Genomic DNA, 16,089 nt, shown 5'->3' on the forward strand with positions numbered 1-16,089 from the left:
AAAAGAGGGCGGGGACCGGTTTTAGGATTACGACTTCGTTAAGACATCTTGTTGGCGGGGCGACAGGTGAATTGCGTGTCCGATTAACGATTCGACGGCTTCTGTCCAGGCTTCGCTCCGGCTCGGATGCGGCATGATTGGGAAGCGGACATCTTCTTCCTTGGCAGCCATCTCAAGAGCTTGTGCAAACGTTCCGGCGAGATCGACGGCGCCTTCGCCCATCATATGAACGCCTAAAAGGAGATTCGTCGTCGCATCGGAGATGACCTTGATGAAACCACTTCCGGCTTCAATCATCGTTGTTCCATTGGCATTAAGGGGAAATTGGCCGGTCCGGATCGAATAACCGGCGTCCGTTGCCGCCTGTTCCGTCAAGCCGATGGAGACGATTGGCGGAAGAGACCGGATGATGGTCGGGTAATAGGGTACCGTCGCATCGGCCAGTTGTCCGGATAAATGTTCGGCCGTCCGTTTCGCTTCATGGATGGCGCGTGTCGCAATCGCAGGACCAGGTGTTACATCTCCGATGGCATAAATATGCGGACGGTTTGTCTGTCCGAATGGATCGACGGGAATCGTTCCGTCTTCTGCTACCGTCACACCAATCCGCTCGAGTCCGAGTTCCAACGTGTGCGGAACGCGAGGCAACGATTGAAACAAAAAAGGAGCGGACCAGGTCGTCTCCTGTCCCTGTTTGACGACCGTAACGGTCACTGCCTCTTCTGCTTCGATGGCTGTGACGGTCCCAGAGACAAGTTGAATCTTTTGTTTTTTTAAGAGGCGTCGGAGTTCTTTGTTTATACTCGAATCCAACTGGAAGTCGTCGGCAATCAACGTGACCGACGTACCAAGAGCTTGAAAACTCATTGCGGCTTCGACAGCGATATAGTCTTGTCCGATGATGACGAGACGTTCAGGTAATTCGGTCAGTTGGTATAACTGTTCGGCATTTAAGATAGAGGGAGAATCTTGTTCGATGCTGTGGCTTCCGGTCGCAATCACGACGTCGGTAAACCGGTACGTATCAAACTGATGCCCCAGCTCGACCCCAATCCGGTCGTCTGCTAAAAATGAAGCGGTTCCGTGCAAGATTTCAATCGCGTTTGCCTGACAGAGCGCTTCGACTCCCGTTCGTAATTGACGGATGGTCCGTTCCCGGTACTCGACCAATTGACTGAAATCGTGGGTCGGGTTGAAAGAAAAACCGAGAGCAGAAATGTGATTCATCTGTTGTTTGATATCTGCGGCATGAGCGACGACCTTGGACGGGATACATCCTTTGTTCAAGCAAAGTCCACCAAGCTGTGCCTGCTCAATCAAGGTGACGTTGCGCCCCAGTTGACTGGCACGGATGGCAGCGGTGTAACCGGCCGGACCACCACCAAGAATCACTAAATCACGTTCTTGTGTCAGTTCACCTACGACCATTTAAATCAGCTCCATTAATAAAGTAGTGGGGTGTTCGATTAAGCCGGCGAACCGGTTCGTAAAAGCAACGGCCGTCGCGCCGTCAGCGACACGGTGATCAAAGGACATCGATAGATTCATCATCGAGCGGATGACGATCTGATCGTGATCATCGACGCAGACCCGTTTTTTTGTTTTGTGGAAGGCAATTAAAGCCGTTTCTGGGTAATTGATGATCGGGGTCGCGCCTGTACTTCCGAGGGGACCGACATTACTCATCGTAAAGGTGCTTGGTTTCAGATCGGCAGCTCGCAAGTCTCCTGTCTTGGCACGGGCGGACAGTTCCGCGACACGCGTGTGCAACTGTTGCATCGTCAGTTTGTCTGCGTCACGAACGACCGGGACAATCAGTCCGTCCGCCGTCTCGGTTGCGACACCGATATGATACTGTTGCTCGAGGATGATCTGTTCGTTGGCTTCATCGAGTTTTGCGTTAAACACCGGGAAGTCCTGGAGTGCGACAATCAAGGCTTTGATGAAAAAGGCGTTGACGCCGATCGGTTTACCGGCCGCCTTTAATTCTTCGCGCAAGGCGAGCAAGCGGGTCATATCCACTTCTTCAAAATGCGTGACGTGCGGAATCGTAAAGAGGGACTGTGTCATTTTTTTCGCAATCTGTTTCCGGATGCCGCGGAACGGAATCGTTTCGAACGGTTTAGCAGAAGGGGTACTTGTTTGTTCGACGACATCTGCCTTCTCGACAGAAGCAGTTGTATCGAGGAACCGCCGGACATCCTCCTCCGTCACGCGACCGGATGGATCGGAAGGTGGAACTTGTTCCAAATCAATCCCGTGTTCGCGCGCGATTTTACGCGTGTAGGGGGTAGCCAAGACACGCCGACTACTCGATGGAACAGCCGGTGTTAGGACAGACGGCCGGACTTTGATTTGTTCCGTCGTCTGCCGGATCGGTTGTTCCGCAGTTACGGCCGTTTCTGTTTCAAGGGCTTCAATCAATAATAGGACCGTACCGACCGAGACGGTTTGACCAACAGGGATGATGAGGTCCGTAACGACACCGGAAACCGGTGCCGGTAATTCAGCGACCATTTTATCGGTCGACACTTCGACGACAGGCTGATCAATTGTGACACGATCCCCGACCCGGACCAGATAGTTCGCAATTTCACCTTCCGTCATCCCTTCACCGACGTCATGCAACTTTACTTCAATCATCACGTTCACTCCTTAAAAATCGACCGTACGCTGGATCGCTTCAAGCACACGCGTCGGCGTCGGGATGTAATGGTCCTCGAGGGCGAATAATGGAACGGGCACGTCGAACCCGGTGACACGGGCTACCGGGGCACGTAAATATAAGAACGAGGTATCATTGATCAGCGCAAGCAAATCGTTGCCAAGACCCCCCATAGCTTGTGCTTCGTGGATGATGACAGCCCGTCCGGTTTTTTGAACGGAGGCCGCAATCGTTTCACGATCAAGCGGATAGAGCGTCCGCAAATCAATCACTTCACAGGAAATACCGCGGGTCGCAGCTTCCGTTGCGGCTTTTTGTGCGACTTGGACCATCGCTCCCCAAGCAATCAGTGTCACGTCCTGACCTTCGGTGACACATTTCGCTTTCCCGATTTCAACCGTATAGGCTTCACTCGGAACCGGCTCCTTAAAGGCCCGGTAACTCCGCATCGACTCGAGGAATAAGACCGGATCCGGATCTTCAATGGCCGCAATCAATAAACCTTTCGCATCATAAGGAGTGGAGGGACAGACGACTTTTAAGCCCGGCATCGAAGTGAAAAGGGCTTCCGTGCTGTCGGAATGAATCTCCGGCGCCCGAATGCCGGCGCCATAAGGGGCACGGATGACCATCGGCACGCCGTAACGTCCCATCGTCCGCATCCGGATCCGCGAGACGTGGGTCATGATTTGTTCGTAAGCAGGATAGATGAAGCCGAGAAATTGGATTTCGACAATCGGCTTAAACCCGTTGACCGCGAGACCGATTGACGTTCCGACGATTCCTGCTTCGCTCAGCGGCGTATCGATGATCCGGTCCTCCCCGAACTCTTCCTGCAGACCGTCCGTTGCACGGAAGACACCCCCGTTTTTCCCGACATCTTCACCTAGTACAAGCGTCGTCTCATCGTCCGTCAGTTTTGTCCGTAAGGCATCGGTAACAGACTGGACGAGCGTCATCTCCGTTTGTCGGTTGATTGGTGTCGCCATATCAATTCCCCCTTGCGGTCAGATAATCTGTTTTTTGACGGACTAAATCGTCCGGTAATGTTGCGTACGTATGATCGAACAAATCGTTGACGTCAGGCGGCGGGAAAGCTTCCATCGTTTTGACGGCGGCTTCGACCTCTTCTTGATGCCGCGTCCGGATGGCTTCGATTTCCTGTTCATCGTAGAAACCTTGTTCTTTCATGAAACCTTCCAAGCGGGTGAGGGGATCGATTCGGTCCCGGGAACGGTCCTGATCCCGGTATTTCGACGGATCATCCGCCGTCGTATGGGCACCGAATCGCCACGTGACCGCTTCAATCAAGGTTGGTCCGCCACCGGAGCGTGCCCGTTCCAGTGCAGTCTGCATCGTGAAATAAACGGCGAAGACATCATTGCCGTCAATCCGGACGCTCGGCATCCCGTAAGCCAAAGCCTTTTGGGCAATCGTTTCCGAATGCATCTGTTTTTGAATCGGGACGGAAATCGCATACCCGTTGTTTTGATTAAACAGGATGACCGGAGCCTGGAAGACGCTGGCGAAGTTCATGCCTTCGTGGAAATCACCTTCCGATGTGGCCCCGTCCCCAAAGTAAGCGACGGCGACCTGGGTTGATCCTTTTCGTTTTTCTGCCCAGGCCGCACCGACCGCATGCGGGATTTGTGTGGCAATCGGAACAGCGGGCGGGAAGATATGCAACTCATCCGTCGGGACACAGCCTTCGACACGTCCGTTCCAATACAAAAATGTCCGGACCATGTCGGCGCCAAACGTCAGCGTCGCTCCGTGATCCCGGTACGTCGGGAAGACCCAGTCCTTGTCCTGCAGTGCATACGCACTGCCGACCTGTGCCGCTTCCTGTCCTTCGAACGGCGCATAGGTCCCGAGCCGTCCTTGACGCTGCAGATTGATGGCTTTCCGGTCGAATGTCCGGATCCGGTTCATATGTGTGAAGAGTGCGAGACTCAAGTCTTTTGTCAGCAAATCATTTTTAGATGTATCAAGGACGTGTCCTGCATCATCAAGTATCCGGTAAATCGGAAATTCGGTTTCCATTCGTGTCACCTCCATTTAGTCGTTCCGGATGTTCCATTTCGGTTTGATCGTATTCGTAAAAATGTTGTTATGGCGTGAGCGGATTTGAATCCGTTTGTTGCACATCCGATTGGCTGCTTCGAGTGTCGTGATCGATTCCGCATGAGACTCGTGGAATACTTCGAGGACCGCATCATAAATATGTTTGGTTTTTAACAGGACACGTTCATGGTTCGCCCCGTATAGTTCGTCGGCAACCTGAATCAGACCGCCGCCGTTGACGATATAATCGGGTGCATATAAAATACCGCGTTGCTGTAATTCGAGCGCAAGGGCATCATCGGCAAGTTGATTGTTGGCCGATCCACAGATTGCCTTACACTGGAGCTGTCCGATGTTCGCTGCTTGGATGACACCGCCATAAGCACAAGGCACAAAGATGTCGGCATCCGTCAGGTGAATTTCATGAGCGGCAATGACACGAACCGTTCCGGGTGTTTTTTCCGCTTGCTCGACGAGAGCAGCGAGAATGGATTCGCTCAAATCGGACACGTACAGGTTAGCACCGGCAGACAATAACTGTTCCGCGACTTTATAGCCGACCTTTCCGAGTCCTTGGACAGCGTAACTGGCCCGGCTTAAATCATCGGATCCGTATAACGTTTCGACCGTTGCCCGTAAGCCGTAAATGACGCCTTCCGCTGTTGGAATCGATGAATCGCCGCTTCCGCCGAAAGCTTCCGGAATCCCGACGATCCGTGACGTTTCCCGGCTGGCATGGACGAAATCTTCCATCGTCGTGCCCATATCCGTTCCGGTGTAGAAACGTCCGCCGAGTGAATCGACGAATCGTCCGAAGGCACGGAACAATTCGGGTGTTTTGTCCGTCGCCGGATTACCGATGATGACGGCTTTCCCGCCGCCGAAATCGACGTCAGCTGCTGCACATTTATACGTCATGCCACGCGACAGCCGCAAGACATCATCGAGTGCTTCATCGACGGTCGAATACGGTGCCATCCGGCAACCACCGAGGGCGGGTCCGAGTGTCGTATCGTGAATGGCAATGATCGCCTGCAGACCGGACACAGGATCGTTACAAAAAACGACCTGTTCGTGACCGGAAATCTTCTCCATGATGGATGGTGATGGATCCGTGGATGGGTTCAACATATTCATAGTAAACATCCTCCTGACTTTAGTAAGCGCTTTCATTTTGCTCTTTAAAAAACACGCGGCGTCAACTTTTCCTGAATCAGCTGCTTATTTAAAATGATTTGTTTGACTTCCCCAAGACCGATGACACGATCACCTTGTCTGACTTCGACTTTGGCTACTACACGGCGGGATGTGAGCTCGCTGACAGTGGCTTCGATGCGGATATTGGATCCGAGTGTCGCCATTCCTAAATGCTTCAAGGAAACAGCACCACCGACTCCTTCTTCCTGTTCTTCCAGGTAGGGGAGGATGAGTTTTCGAGCGGCCCATTCCATATGATAGACCATCGAGACGGTAGAGTAAGCCGGGTGGACGACCACACCTTCGAACTGAGCGAACATTTCTTCTGTGACAATCGCCTCGATGACAGCAGAGTCGCCGAGCGACAAACCGTTTTTCATATCGTTTCCCCCTTGCCTGTGACCACAGCTGGTCTTACCAAAAATAGTATAACACTTGTCACACGATATTTTATCAATCAGTTACGAAATGAGCAAACATTTTCAGGAATATTTTCCAAAAAGAAATATCATTTTTAGTGTTTCTCTATAGGAAAGGTCTTTATTCAGACTTTTAATTGAAAAAAAGACCGGAATCAAGAAAGTTGGGAGCTTTTAACAAAATGAAGGATTGACAACATTGTGAACCTATCGTAGTTTAATGGTATAACCGTTTTAAAACGGACGTTTATTTATTGTGTTATATAGACGCGGGAAGGGGTGCCACTTGTATAACGAAATCCTGGAAACGATGGAAGCGGAAGAACGATCCCGCTTACAGCTTGCAAGTTTACGTGAGACCGTTCGTCATGTGATGGAACATGTCCCGTTTTATCACACCCGCTTCATGGAACGGGGACTTAATCCGGAGGAATTCCAAACGATGGCGGATATTCAAAAGTTACCGTTCACATACAAAAGTGATTTGCGGGAACAGTATCCGTTTGGCTTATTTGCGGTTCCGCCTCAGGAAACGGTCCGGATCCATGCTTCATCCGGAACAAGTGGAAAACCGACCGTCGTTGGTTATACACAAAGCGATTTGGATGATTGGTCGAAAGCTGTCGCACGTGGTCTGGTCGCCATCGGTGCTGAAAAAACCGACTTGTTGCACAATGCTTACGGATACGGTTTATTCACCGGCGGACTCGGTCTGCACAGCGGAGCCGAACAACTCGGGATGACGATTGTTCCCGTGTCCGGCGGTAATACCGACCGGCAAATCACGTTGATTGAAGATTTCCAGCCCCGTGGAATTTGCGGAACACCGTCTTATATGTTGCATCTTGCGGAACGGATGGAAGAAAAGGGGTTTAATCCGAAAGCGAGCAGCCTCCGGTACGGGATTTTTGGAGCCGAGCCATGGTCGGAAGAACTGCGGAAGACCCTCGAAAACAAGTGGGGGATCCGGGCTTTTGATATCTACGGTCTCAGCGAAATCATGGGACCGGGTGTCGCAATGGAGTGTCAGGAACAAAACGGATTGCATCTGATGGATGATTTGTTTATCACGGAAGTCATTGATCCCGCAACGGGCGAACCGCTACCAGAAGGAATGGTCGGGGAACTCGTTTTTACAAGTTTGAAAAAGAAAGCGCTTCCAATAATTCGGTATCGTACCGGAGACTTGGCATCCGTCACGACAAAAATGTGCGGCTGTGGTCGGACGACGACCCGGATGTCGCGGGTCAAAGGGCGGACGGATGACATGATGATCATCCGTGGCGTCAACGTCTTTCCGTCCGAAATTGAACGGATCTTATTACAGCAACCGGGTGTCACACCCCATTATCAAATTCACCGGATTCAACGGGCCGGGCTTGAAGCGCTGGAACTGCACATCGAACTCGAAGCCGGGACAGTTGCTGAAGAACTGAAACGGGTCATCTGTCATGCCATGAAAACCGAATGTCTGATCTCGGTGGATCTGATTTGTCACCCGCCATACGGTCTTCCGCGCTCTGAAGGGAAGGCTGTCCGGATCATCGACCGTCGCGCAATGTCCGAGAAGAAGTTTGTTTAAGCAGAGGAGGAACTGAAATGTACGATGCGACGCATCTTTTTGAACCACCGGTCATGACTGAAGAAGAAAAATTGGAACGGTTTAAAGAACGAATCGAAAACGGGGAAAAAATCGAAGCGGACGACTGGATGCCTGATTTCTACCGCGACACGCTGATCAAGCTGATTTCCATGCACGGCATCAGTGAAATCATGGGGGCTTTACCGGAAAAGGAATGGGTGCCCAAAGCCCCATCGTTACGCCGGAAGCTCGGCATCATGGCAAAAGTCCAGGATGAGATGGGGCACGGTCAACTCCTGCTTCGGGTCGTCGAGGATTTGATGAAGCCGTACGGAAAAACACGGGCCGACTTGATGGACGATTTATTTACGGGACGCCTCAAATTCCACAACGTCTTCCACATGCCGACGCGTTCGTGGGCAGATGCCGGAACAATCGGCTGGCTCGTCGACGGAGCAGCCATCATTACTCAGACGAATATGCTCGGGGCTTCATATGGTCCTTATGCGCGGGCGTTGCAACGGATTTGTGCGGAGGAAGTATTCCATGCCCAGCACGGTGAGTCGATTATCATGGCACTGGCGGAAGGGACACCGGAACAAAAAGCGATGATTCAGGAATCCCTGGATGAATGGTGGGAATCCCTCTTGATGTTCTTCGGTCCGGCGTCGAAAGAGACGACCGGTACGTCCAAACAGGACGTGACGATTGCCTACAAAATCCGGACGAAAACGAACGAAGAGTTGCGTCAAAATTTCTTTACGAAATACGTTCCCCGGATCCGTTCGCTCGGACTCGTCATTCCGGATCCGACATTACGATTCGACGAGGAGACAGGACAGTGGATTTACGCCCAGCCGGACTGGACGGAATTCAAGAAAATCATTCAAGGTGGCGGCCCCCGTTCGAAGGAACGGCTCGCCTTACGTCAAACTTCGTATCAAAACAATGCGTGGGTACGCGAGGCACTTGCTGAGACGATCGGCTGAAGGAGGAGAGACCATGACGGAAACGTTTTATCAGGAGTTCGAGATTTTCAGTAAACGGACGCCGAATGCCGCTTTTACGCATCAGTTCAGTTTACTGGCACCGAATAAAGAGATGGCCCTTTTGATGGCGCAGGAAAACTTCATGCGCCGGGAGCCGGTCGTCGACATCTGGGTCGTCAAACGGGAAGATATCCGGGGAATGACTCCGGATGAAAAGCTGATGCTGCAACGGCTGGATAACAAAGATTACCGGACGACGAAAGGGTACGGCTACCTGAAGAAAAAATGGCGTCATTATGAACAACAGATGCTCGACGAAAAAGAAATCATGTCCTGGCAAGGAGGCGATTCCAAATGACGGAAGCAGAACGTTTGGCCTTGGGCTCACTGCTCTATCAATTAGCAGATGATGACTTTTTATATGCCTACCGCGGATCGGAATGGTTGGGACTCGCCCCGCATATCGAAGAAGATGTCGCGTCGTCCTCGATTGCTCAGGATTCGATGGGGCATGCGGCCATGTACTACCAACTGCTCGAAGAAATCGGCGAAGGAAAGGCTGATGCACTCGCTCACGTGCGGCTTGCGCATGAACGGAAAAACTCGGTCCTCGTCGAACGGGTCAACGGACCGGGATATTATATGGAGAATCCGGAATATGACTGGGCGTATGCCGTCGTGCGCAACTATTGTTATACGCTTGCGAAAAAGGTACGGATCGACTCGTTGAAAAAAAGCAGTTATGCGCCGCTCGCAGCACTCGCCGTCAAGGTCAACATGGAGTTGTACTATCATTTGTTGCACTGGCAAACGTGGTTCACCCAGCTGTATCAATCAACAGAAACAGCCCGTCAGAAGATGGATGCGGCTCTTGAACGGGTACTGGCTGACTTCGGTGACCTGTTTGATTACGGGGAAGCAGCAGAAAGGATTGACGAGATGCGCCTGATTGAGGGGCAGGGGATTTTACTGGATCGTTGGTATCAGGCACTGACACCGGTCCTCGTCGATCTGAACGTCACGTTGCCGGAAATGAACATGACCTACAACGGACGAAACGGTGAACATTCTTCTGATTTGAACGATGCCTTATCGACGCTCGGGGAAGTCTATCTGCTCGATCAGTCAGCGGTATGGTGAAGGAGGAACGGCAGATGGTGACAAGACTAGAACAGGACATCCGGGAAGCCCTGGATACAGTTAAAGATCCGGAAATCGATGCGGTAAGTATTCTCGATCTCGGAATGGTCGAAGCGACGGAATGGACGGAGACCCCGTTCGGATACGATATCCGGATTACGCTTCTCCCGACATTTTTAGGATGTCCGGCGCTTGATATCATCCAAAAGAACACCGAATCCGCTTTGTTACAAGTGCCTCAGGTCAATACGGTCGATGTCGTTTTCCTGTTTGATCCGCCGTGGACCTCGGACCGGATTACAGAACAAGGAATTACCGGTCTGAAGTCCTTTGGAATTGCCCCGCCGCGGGTCGTCGACGGGAAATGGGAAATCGACTGCCCGTACTGCGGATCGACGTTCGTCTCGATTGAAAATCTGTTTGGTCCGACGGCTTGCCGGAGTATTTTATATTGTAAATCATGCAAAAACCCATTCGAGGCGATGAAACCCGTCTCTACTCTCATGTGAAGGAAGGTAATCATTATGGTAAAACTAATCGCGCTTTATACACATCCGGAGAACAAGGAACAGTTTGATGAGCATTATTTCAATGTCCACGGTCCACTGACGGCCAAGATTCCCGGTCTGCAACAGATGACGGTCACGAAAATCGTCGGTTCACCAATGGGCGGAGACGGTAAATACTACTTGATGTGCGAAATGGTCTACGAAAGCCATGAAACGATGAAAGCCGGCATGCGTTCACTCGAAGGAAAAGCGTCTGGTAAAGACTTGATGGGCTTTGCGGGAGATCTTGTGACGCTGATGATTGGTGAAGAAGTCCATGCTGACGCCACAGTACGTTAAGACAAGTATCGAGGGGCGAATCGGCCGGATTCGACTGAATCGCCCGGAACGTTACAATGCCTTGAACCGGACGATGATCCGGGAAATCGTCGAAGCGATGGAACGATTCGATCAGGATGAGGCGGTCGCTGTCATCGTCCTGAACGGAGAAGGAAAATCCTTTTCAGCCGGAGCCGATATCGATGAGATGCTCGACGCGACACCGATTTCCATGGAACTGCTTGATCCGTTTGCCGATTGGGACCGGATCAGTCGTCTGCATAAACCGCTGATTGCCGCGGTTCATGGATTTGTGCTCGGCGGTGGGTTTGAACTGGCACTGGCCTGTGATTTGATTTATGCGACACCGGAGACTCAGTTCGGTTTCCCGGAAGTCGGACTCGGTGTCATGCCGGGCGCCGGCGGGACGCAACGCCTGACGAAACGGATCGGCCGGACCCGGGCCCTTGAATGGTTGTGGACGGGCGACCGGATGCTGGCATCGGAAGCAGAATGTCTTGGAATCATCAACCGGATTGTGGAAGCGGATCAACTCGAAGCAAGTGTTTTGGCCGTTGCCGAACGGATTGCGGCACAACCGGTGATGTCCGTGCGACTGATCAAAGATGCAGTCGATAAGGCAGGCGACCTGTCGTTGCAAGACGGCATGGATCATGAAAGAAGAAATTTCTACTTACTATTCGGGACGAATGATCAGACGGAAGGGATGCAAGCCTTTCTTGACAAACGTCAACCGACATTCAAAGGAAACTAAGGGGAGTGGGAGCTATGTCAACGGTACATGAAAAAACAATCGAGATGAAACGTTCCGTCTATCATCTGGTCATCAACGGCGAGCAAGTCGAAGGGACATCAGGGGAGACCTTCAAGACCTATAATCCGGCAACCGGCGAAGTCATCGCCGAAGTCGCAAAAGCTTCAAAAGAAGATGCCAATCGTGCGGTGCAGGCGGCACGGGAAGCCTTCGATCACGGAAAATGGAAAATGTGGCCGGTTGGTCGCCGGTCGCAAGTCCTGAACAAAATTGCCGGTATCATGCGTTCACGTTTCAACGAATTGGTGGAACTTGAGATTCTCGATACCGGAAAATCCCTCGCGGCAGCGCAAGGGCAAATCACGCAAGCGATTGAAGACTTTGAATTTTATGCCGGAGCCATCGTCGGTCACCGTGGTGCCGTCAATAACGTGCCGGGGCAATTCCATAACTACACGGAAAAAGAACCGGTCGGTGTCTGTGCCCAAATCATTCCATGGAACTATCCATTGATGATGGCGGCCTGGAAAGTCGCACCGGCGATTGCGGTCGGCTGTTCGGTTGTCGTCAAACCGGCGACGCTGACACCGTTGACAGCTATCATCCTCGGCGAGATTTGTCTCGAAGCCGGTGTACCGGCAGGTGTCGTCAACGTCATTCCGGGGTCGGGTCGCGAAATCGGCAACCACTTGGTGGAACACCCGAATGTCGATAAAGTCGCCTTTACCGGTTCGACACCGGTTGGAAAAGATATCATGGGCCGGGCGTCGGAAAGCTTAAAACGCGTCACGTTGGAGCTCGGCGGTAAATCACCGAACCTCGTGTTTGAGGATGCTGACATCACGGCAGCCGTCGACGGGTCACTGTTTGGCATCTTCTACAACAGCGGGCAGTCGTGCGAAGCACGGTCGCGCCTGTATGTCCATGAAGACATTTACGATACGTTCATGGAACAATTCGTCGCCAAAACAAAACAACTGGTGCTCGGTAATCCGTTTGATAAAGGGACACATGTCGGGGCAATCATCGATCAACAACAGCTTGATGTCATCGACGGTTATGTCCAGTCGGCAAAAGCGGACGGAGCTACGATCTTGACTGGAGGTCAAATCGAGAAAGTGGCTGGTTTTGAAGAAGGTTTCTGGTATGCACCGACAATCATTGCCGATGTCACACATGAGATGAAAGTTGTCCAGGAAGAAATCTTTGGACCGGTCGTCGTCGTGATGAAGTTCAAGGATGAAAAAGAAGCCGTTCGTCTGGCAAACGACACAGAGTTCGGACTTGGGTCGGCAATTTGGACAAAAGATGGAGCACGCGCGACGCGGATTGCGAATCAGATCAAAGCCGGTATCGTCATGATCAACTGTCCGTTCTCGGCCTTCCCGGGCACACCGTTCGGCGGCTACAAACAATCTGGTTTCGGACGCGAACTCTGCATCGAGACACTTGATTTATATACGGAAACGAAAAGTATCCTGTCGTATTACGGCAGTCGTCCACTTAATCCGTTCGGACTGTAAAAACCAAGCGTGCGGACGTTCGTCCGCACGCTTTTTAAAGGGGGAAATCAGATGATGGTTCAACAGATGGTGGTCGTAGGGTCAGGTGTGATGGGCAGAGGGATTGCATACGTGGCAGCAGCCAGCGGATTTGACGTGACATTGGTCGATGTCGAGCAACACTTGCTGACATCCGCACAACAGGAATTGGAACAGATTGCCGATAAAGCCATCGTCCGCGGAAAAATGACGACGGAAGAAGTCGGGCAACTGTTTCAACACTTAAGTTATGCAACGGATTTAAAGGAGTCTGTCAGAGACGCAAATCTTGTCATTGAAGCCGTTCTGGAACGGCTTGATATTAAGCGGACCGTGTTTGAGACACTTGACCGCTTTGCACCGGCCGATTGTGTTTTTGCGACGAATACGTCGACGATGAGTCCGACCGAGATTGCTTCGTTTACGAAACGTCCGGAACGGGTCATGGCGATGCATTTCTTTAATCCGGTGCACCGGATGCCGCTCGTCGAACTGGCACGCGGGCTGGAAACATCGGATGAAACGGTCATAATCTGCGAAACCGTTGCGCAACAAATGGGAAAAGAGACCGTCGTCATCCGGGAGTTTCCGGGGTTCGTCACGTCACGAATCAGTGCCCTCGTCGGCAATGAAGCGTTTTATATGCTGCAGGAAGGACTCGGCACACCGGAAGAGATTGATAAAGCAATTAAGCTCGGACTGAATTATCCGATGGGACCGTTTGAACTCGGCGATCTTGTCGGACTCGACACCCGCTTAAACAATCTACGGTATCTGCATGAAAAACTGGGTGAAAAATACCGTCCGGCACCACTCCTCGAACAGTACGTCAAAGCAGGACGTCTCGGACGAAAAACCGGACGCGGCGTCTACGATTATTCGGACAGCGGGGTGAAGAGCCGATGAGACGTGTCGCCATCATAGATGCTGTCCGTACACCAATCGGCCGCTATAACGGAGCACTCAAAGACGTCCGGCCGGATGATTTAGGGGCCTGTGTCATTCAAGCACTCATCAATCGCAATCCGGGGGTGGATCCGGTTCAAATCGAAGAAGTGATTTTCGGAAATGCCAATCAGGCAGGGGAAGACAACCGGAATGTCGCCCGGATGTCCGGCTTGCTCGCAGGTTTGCCGGTTGAAGTAGCTGGAACGACCGTCAACCGGTTGTGCGGTTCCGGACTCGATTCCGTCATCGCCGCAGCCCGGGCGATCGCGATGAACGAAGGGGAAATCTATATTGCCGGTGGAACGGAAAGTATGACCCGGGCTCCACTCGTCATGGGAAAGTCGGAAACAGGGTTCGCCCGCGGGAACACGACGATCTATGACACAACGATCGGTTGGCGGTTCGTCAATGAAAAACTGCAAGGTATGTACGGAACAGACTCGATGCCGGAGACGGCGGAACACGTCGCAACCCGGTACGGGATTTCACGGGAAGCGCAGGATGATTTTGCCTTTTTAAGTCAGCAACGGGCGAAACAGGCGATGGAAACACATCGTTTTCAAACAGAACTTGTTCCGGTGCAGTATACGACACGCAAAGGACAGATCGTCGAAGTGGACACGGATGAACATCCACGTCCCGACACGAGCCGTGAAAAGCTCGGAACGCTCAAAAGCCTGTTTCCGAATGGCACCGTCACGGCAGGGAATGCTTCCGGTATCAACGACGGGGCAGCTGCCTTATTGCTCATGAGTGAAGAAACGGCGGAACGTCTCGGACTGACGCCGCTCGCCTATTACCGGGCCAGTGGTGTCGCCGGCGTCGAACCGGCTGTCATGGGAATCGGACCGGTCGATGCGACACGGAAAGCGCTGGACCGGGCGGGACTGACGGTCGACCAGCTGGATTTGATTGAACTCAACGAAGCGTTTGCCGCACAAAGCGTCGCCTGTATGCAAGAACTCGGATTACCGCCGGAAAAAGTCAACGTCAACGGAGGAGCCATTGCCTTTGGTCATCCGCTCGGTGCAAGCGGAGCACGGATTTTAACGACGTTAATCCACGAGATGTGCCGCACGAATCAGACATATGGTCTGGCGACGATGTGTGTCGGGGTCGGACAAGGCATTGCCCTCGTCGTGGAACGGGAGGGACTCACATGATTCATTTGGAACGACGCGACTACGTCGTCATCATTCGGATTGACCGGCCGGAACGGATGAACTGCTTTGATTATCCGACGCTGGTTGAGCTGCAACAGCTGGTCACGACCGTTCGTCACGATCCGACCATCCGGGTTGTCATCTTTACCGGAACAGGGAAGGCGTTCAGCGCCGGTGCTGACTTGAAGGAACGGGTGACGTTAAACGAAACGGAAGTCCGGCGAAACGTCGAAGCCATTCGTGACGTCTTCACAGATATCGCCCATCTGCCGCAACCGACGATTGCTGCGGTCAACGGTCATGCACTCGGCGGCGGTTTCGAATGGATGCTCGCCTGTGATTTCCGGATCATCGTCGAAGGGGCATTGGTCGGATTGACAGAAACCAGTTTCGGCATCATTCCCGGTGCCGGCGGGACACAACGGTTGCCGCGGTTGATTGGAGAGACCCGGGCGAAAGAACTGATTTTCACAGCCAGGAAAATTGATGCACAGACCGCTGAACAGTACGGGATTGTCTCGCGTGTCGTCGCAACAGGGGAAGAATTGATGGCAGTTTGTCTTTCGTTTGCGGATGAGATGTTACAAAATGGACCGGTTGCCATCCGACAGGCTAAACAGGCGATTGACCAAGGACTCGATCAATCTCTCTCGGAGGGCTTGAAAATTGAAACATCCGCTTACGAAGCGGTCATCCCGACGGAAGATCGGCTGGAAGCGTTACGCGCCTTCGCCGAAAAACGGACGCCACAGTTTCAAGGAAAATGAGGATGGTCGTCC

At 52.3% G+C, this 16,089-nt stretch carries 17 protein-coding genes; 11 read left to right on the forward strand and 6 right to left on the reverse strand.

Annotation, left to right across the window (positions count from 1 at the left end; genetic code table 11):
- Nucleotides 1–27: 27 nt before the first annotated feature.
- The 6 genes from ACP26N_RS02145 to ACP26N_RS02170 are packed head-to-tail and all read right to left on the reverse strand — an operon-like array spanning nt 28 to nt 6,306.
- Nucleotides 28–1,428: a dihydrolipoyl dehydrogenase family protein gene (locus ACP26N_RS02145; RefSeq protein WP_426354644.1), complete on the reverse strand. Its 1,401-nt coding sequence runs from the start codon at nt 1,426–1,428 to the stop codon at nt 28–30.
- Entirely contained in the window at nt 1,429–2,643 is a 1,215-nt protein-coding gene (locus tag ACP26N_RS02150; RefSeq protein WP_426354646.1) for a dihydrolipoamide acetyltransferase family protein, read from the reverse strand. It lies immediately after the preceding gene.
- 12 nt (nt 2,644–2,655) lie between these two features.
- Nucleotides 2,656–3,654, reverse strand: a complete 999-nt coding sequence (locus ACP26N_RS02155; protein ID WP_426354647.1) for an alpha-ketoacid dehydrogenase subunit beta — start codon at nt 3,652–3,654, stop codon at nt 2,656–2,658.
- Nucleotide 3,655: 1 nt separating this feature from the next.
- Nucleotides 3,656–4,708 (reverse strand): pyruvate dehydrogenase (acetyl-transferring) E1 component subunit alpha, encoded by a 1,053-nt coding sequence (gene pdhA / locus ACP26N_RS02160; protein WP_131973319.1) that lies wholly within the window; start codon nt 4,706–4,708, stop codon nt 3,656–3,658.
- Between the two features lie 15 nt (nt 4,709–4,723).
- Nucleotides 4,724–5,866, reverse strand: a complete 1,143-nt coding sequence (locus tag ACP26N_RS02165) for a Glu/Leu/Phe/Val family dehydrogenase (protein ID WP_188005115.1) — start codon at nt 5,864–5,866, stop codon at nt 4,724–4,726.
- 44 nt (nt 5,867–5,910) lie between these two features.
- On the reverse strand, nt 5,911–6,306 hold the full coding sequence (locus ACP26N_RS02170) for a thioesterase family protein (RefSeq protein WP_131503388.1): 396 nt from the start codon (nt 6,304–6,306) through the stop codon (nt 5,911–5,913).
- Nucleotides 6,307–6,631: 325 nt separating this feature from the next.
- Between ACP26N_RS02170 and ACP26N_RS02175 the strand changes: the two genes are divergently transcribed.
- Genes ACP26N_RS02175 through ACP26N_RS02225 form a run of 11 tightly spaced genes read left to right on the forward strand, consistent with a single transcriptional unit; the run spans nt 6,632 to nt 16,077 of the window.
- Nucleotides 6,632–7,927 (forward strand): phenylacetate--CoA ligase family protein, encoded by a 1,296-nt coding sequence (locus ACP26N_RS02175; RefSeq protein WP_426354650.1) that lies wholly within the window; start codon nt 6,632–6,634, stop codon nt 7,925–7,927.
- Nucleotides 7,928–7,944: 17 nt separating this feature from the next.
- A complete protein-coding gene (gene paaA, locus ACP26N_RS02180) occupies nt 7,945–8,916 on the forward strand; it encodes a 1,2-phenylacetyl-CoA epoxidase subunit PaaA (RefSeq protein ID WP_071499513.1) in 972 nt (323 codons plus the stop codon).
- Nucleotides 8,917–8,929: 13 nt separating this feature from the next.
- On the forward strand, nt 8,930–9,274 hold the full coding sequence (gene paaB / locus ACP26N_RS02185; RefSeq protein ID WP_131503389.1) for a 1,2-phenylacetyl-CoA epoxidase subunit PaaB: 345 nt from the start codon (nt 8,930–8,932) through the stop codon (nt 9,272–9,274).
- A complete protein-coding gene (gene paaC, locus ACP26N_RS02190; RefSeq protein ID WP_131503390.1) occupies nt 9,271–10,056 on the forward strand; it encodes a 1,2-phenylacetyl-CoA epoxidase subunit PaaC in 786 nt (261 codons plus the stop codon). The genes paaB and paaC overlap by 4 nt, the downstream gene beginning before the upstream one ends.
- Before the next feature lie 14 nt (nt 10,057–10,070).
- Entirely contained in the window at nt 10,071–10,565 is a 495-nt protein-coding gene (paaD, locus tag ACP26N_RS02195; protein ID WP_426354652.1) for a 1,2-phenylacetyl-CoA epoxidase subunit PaaD, read from the forward strand.
- A 15-nt stretch (nt 10,566–10,580) separates the two neighbouring features.
- Nucleotides 10,581–10,904 carry an EthD family reductase gene (locus ACP26N_RS02200; protein ID WP_012369301.1) on the forward strand — a complete coding sequence of 108 codons (324 nt, stop codon included), beginning with the start codon at nt 10,581–10,583 and terminating at the stop codon, nt 10,902–10,904.
- Nucleotides 10,882–11,658 (forward strand): enoyl-CoA hydratase/isomerase family protein, encoded by a 777-nt coding sequence (locus ACP26N_RS02205; RefSeq protein WP_426354654.1) that lies wholly within the window; start codon nt 10,882–10,884, stop codon nt 11,656–11,658. The genes ACP26N_RS02200 and ACP26N_RS02205 overlap by 23 nt, the downstream gene beginning before the upstream one ends.
- Nucleotides 11,659–11,672: 14 nt before the next feature.
- Entirely contained in the window at nt 11,673–13,181 is a 1,509-nt protein-coding gene (locus ACP26N_RS02210) for an aldehyde dehydrogenase family protein (RefSeq protein ID WP_426354655.1), read from the forward strand.
- A gap of 54 nt (nt 13,182–13,235) precedes the next feature.
- Nucleotides 13,236–14,105, forward strand: a complete 870-nt coding sequence (locus ACP26N_RS02215) for a 3-hydroxyacyl-CoA dehydrogenase (RefSeq protein ID WP_426355381.1) — start codon at nt 13,236–13,238, stop codon at nt 14,103–14,105.
- On the forward strand, nt 14,102–15,310 hold the full coding sequence (locus ACP26N_RS02220; protein WP_426354656.1) for an acetyl-CoA C-acyltransferase: 1,209 nt from the start codon (nt 14,102–14,104) through the stop codon (nt 15,308–15,310). Before ACP26N_RS02215 ends, ACP26N_RS02220 begins: the two co-directional genes overlap by 4 nt.
- Nucleotides 15,307–16,077, forward strand: a complete 771-nt coding sequence (locus tag ACP26N_RS02225; protein WP_131503396.1) for an enoyl-CoA hydratase-related protein — start codon at nt 15,307–15,309, stop codon at nt 16,075–16,077. Before ACP26N_RS02220 ends, ACP26N_RS02225 begins: the two co-directional genes overlap by 4 nt.
- Nucleotides 16,078–16,089 lie beyond the last annotated feature (12 nt).

It is taken from the genome of Exiguobacterium sp. R-39 (assembly GCF_049942815.1).
In the GTDB taxonomy this organism is placed as follows: Bacteria; Bacillota; Bacilli; order Exiguobacteriales; family Exiguobacteriaceae; genus Exiguobacterium_A.

What these genes read in the sequence shown, in the direction of transcription:
- ACP26N_RS02145 (WP_426354644.1), bottom strand. Translation starts at nt 1,428, where the DNA reads ATGGTCGTAGGTGAACTGACACAAGAACGTGATTTAGTGATTCTTGGT.
- ACP26N_RS02150 (WP_426354646.1), bottom strand. Translation starts at nt 2,643, where the DNA reads ATGATTGAAGTAAAGTTGCATGACGTCGGTGAAGGGATGACGGAAGGT.
- ACP26N_RS02155 (WP_426354647.1), bottom strand. Translation starts at nt 3,654, where the DNA reads ATGGCGACACCAATCAACCGACAAACGGAGATGACGCTCGTCCAGTCT.
- pdhA (WP_131973319.1), bottom strand. Translation starts at nt 4,708, where the DNA reads ATGGAAACCGAATTTCCGATTTACCGGATACTTGATGATGCAGGACAC.
- ACP26N_RS02165 (WP_188005115.1), bottom strand. Translation starts at nt 5,866, where the DNA reads ATGAATATGTTGAACCCATCCACGGATCCATCACCATCCATCATGGAG.
- ACP26N_RS02170 (WP_131503388.1), bottom strand. Translation starts at nt 6,306, where the DNA reads ATGAAAAACGGTTTGTCGCTCGGCGACTCTGCTGTCATCGAGGCGATT.
- paaA (WP_071499513.1), top strand. Translation starts at nt 7,945, where the DNA reads ATGTACGATGCGACGCATCTTTTTGAACCACCGGTCATGACTGAAGAA.
- paaB (WP_131503389.1), top strand. Translation starts at nt 8,930, where the DNA reads ATGACGGAAACGTTTTATCAGGAGTTCGAGATTTTCAGTAAACGGACG.
- paaC (WP_131503390.1), top strand. Translation starts at nt 9,271, where the DNA reads ATGACGGAAGCAGAACGTTTGGCCTTGGGCTCACTGCTCTATCAATTA.
- paaD (WP_426354652.1), top strand. Translation starts at nt 10,071, where the DNA reads ATGGTGACAAGACTAGAACAGGACATCCGGGAAGCCCTGGATACAGTT.
- ACP26N_RS02200 (WP_012369301.1), top strand. Translation starts at nt 10,581, where the DNA reads ATGGTAAAACTAATCGCGCTTTATACACATCCGGAGAACAAGGAACAG.
- ACP26N_RS02205 (WP_426354654.1), top strand. Translation starts at nt 10,882, where the DNA reads ATGCTGACGCCACAGTACGTTAAGACAAGTATCGAGGGGCGAATCGGC.
- ACP26N_RS02210 (WP_426354655.1), top strand. Translation starts at nt 11,673, where the DNA reads ATGTCAACGGTACATGAAAAAACAATCGAGATGAAACGTTCCGTCTAT.
- ACP26N_RS02215 (WP_426355381.1), top strand. Translation starts at nt 13,236, where the DNA reads ATGGTTCAACAGATGGTGGTCGTAGGGTCAGGTGTGATGGGCAGAGGG.
- ACP26N_RS02220 (WP_426354656.1), top strand. Translation starts at nt 14,102, where the DNA reads ATGAGACGTGTCGCCATCATAGATGCTGTCCGTACACCAATCGGCCGC.
- ACP26N_RS02225 (WP_131503396.1), top strand. Translation starts at nt 15,307, where the DNA reads ATGATTCATTTGGAACGACGCGACTACGTCGTCATCATTCGGATTGAC.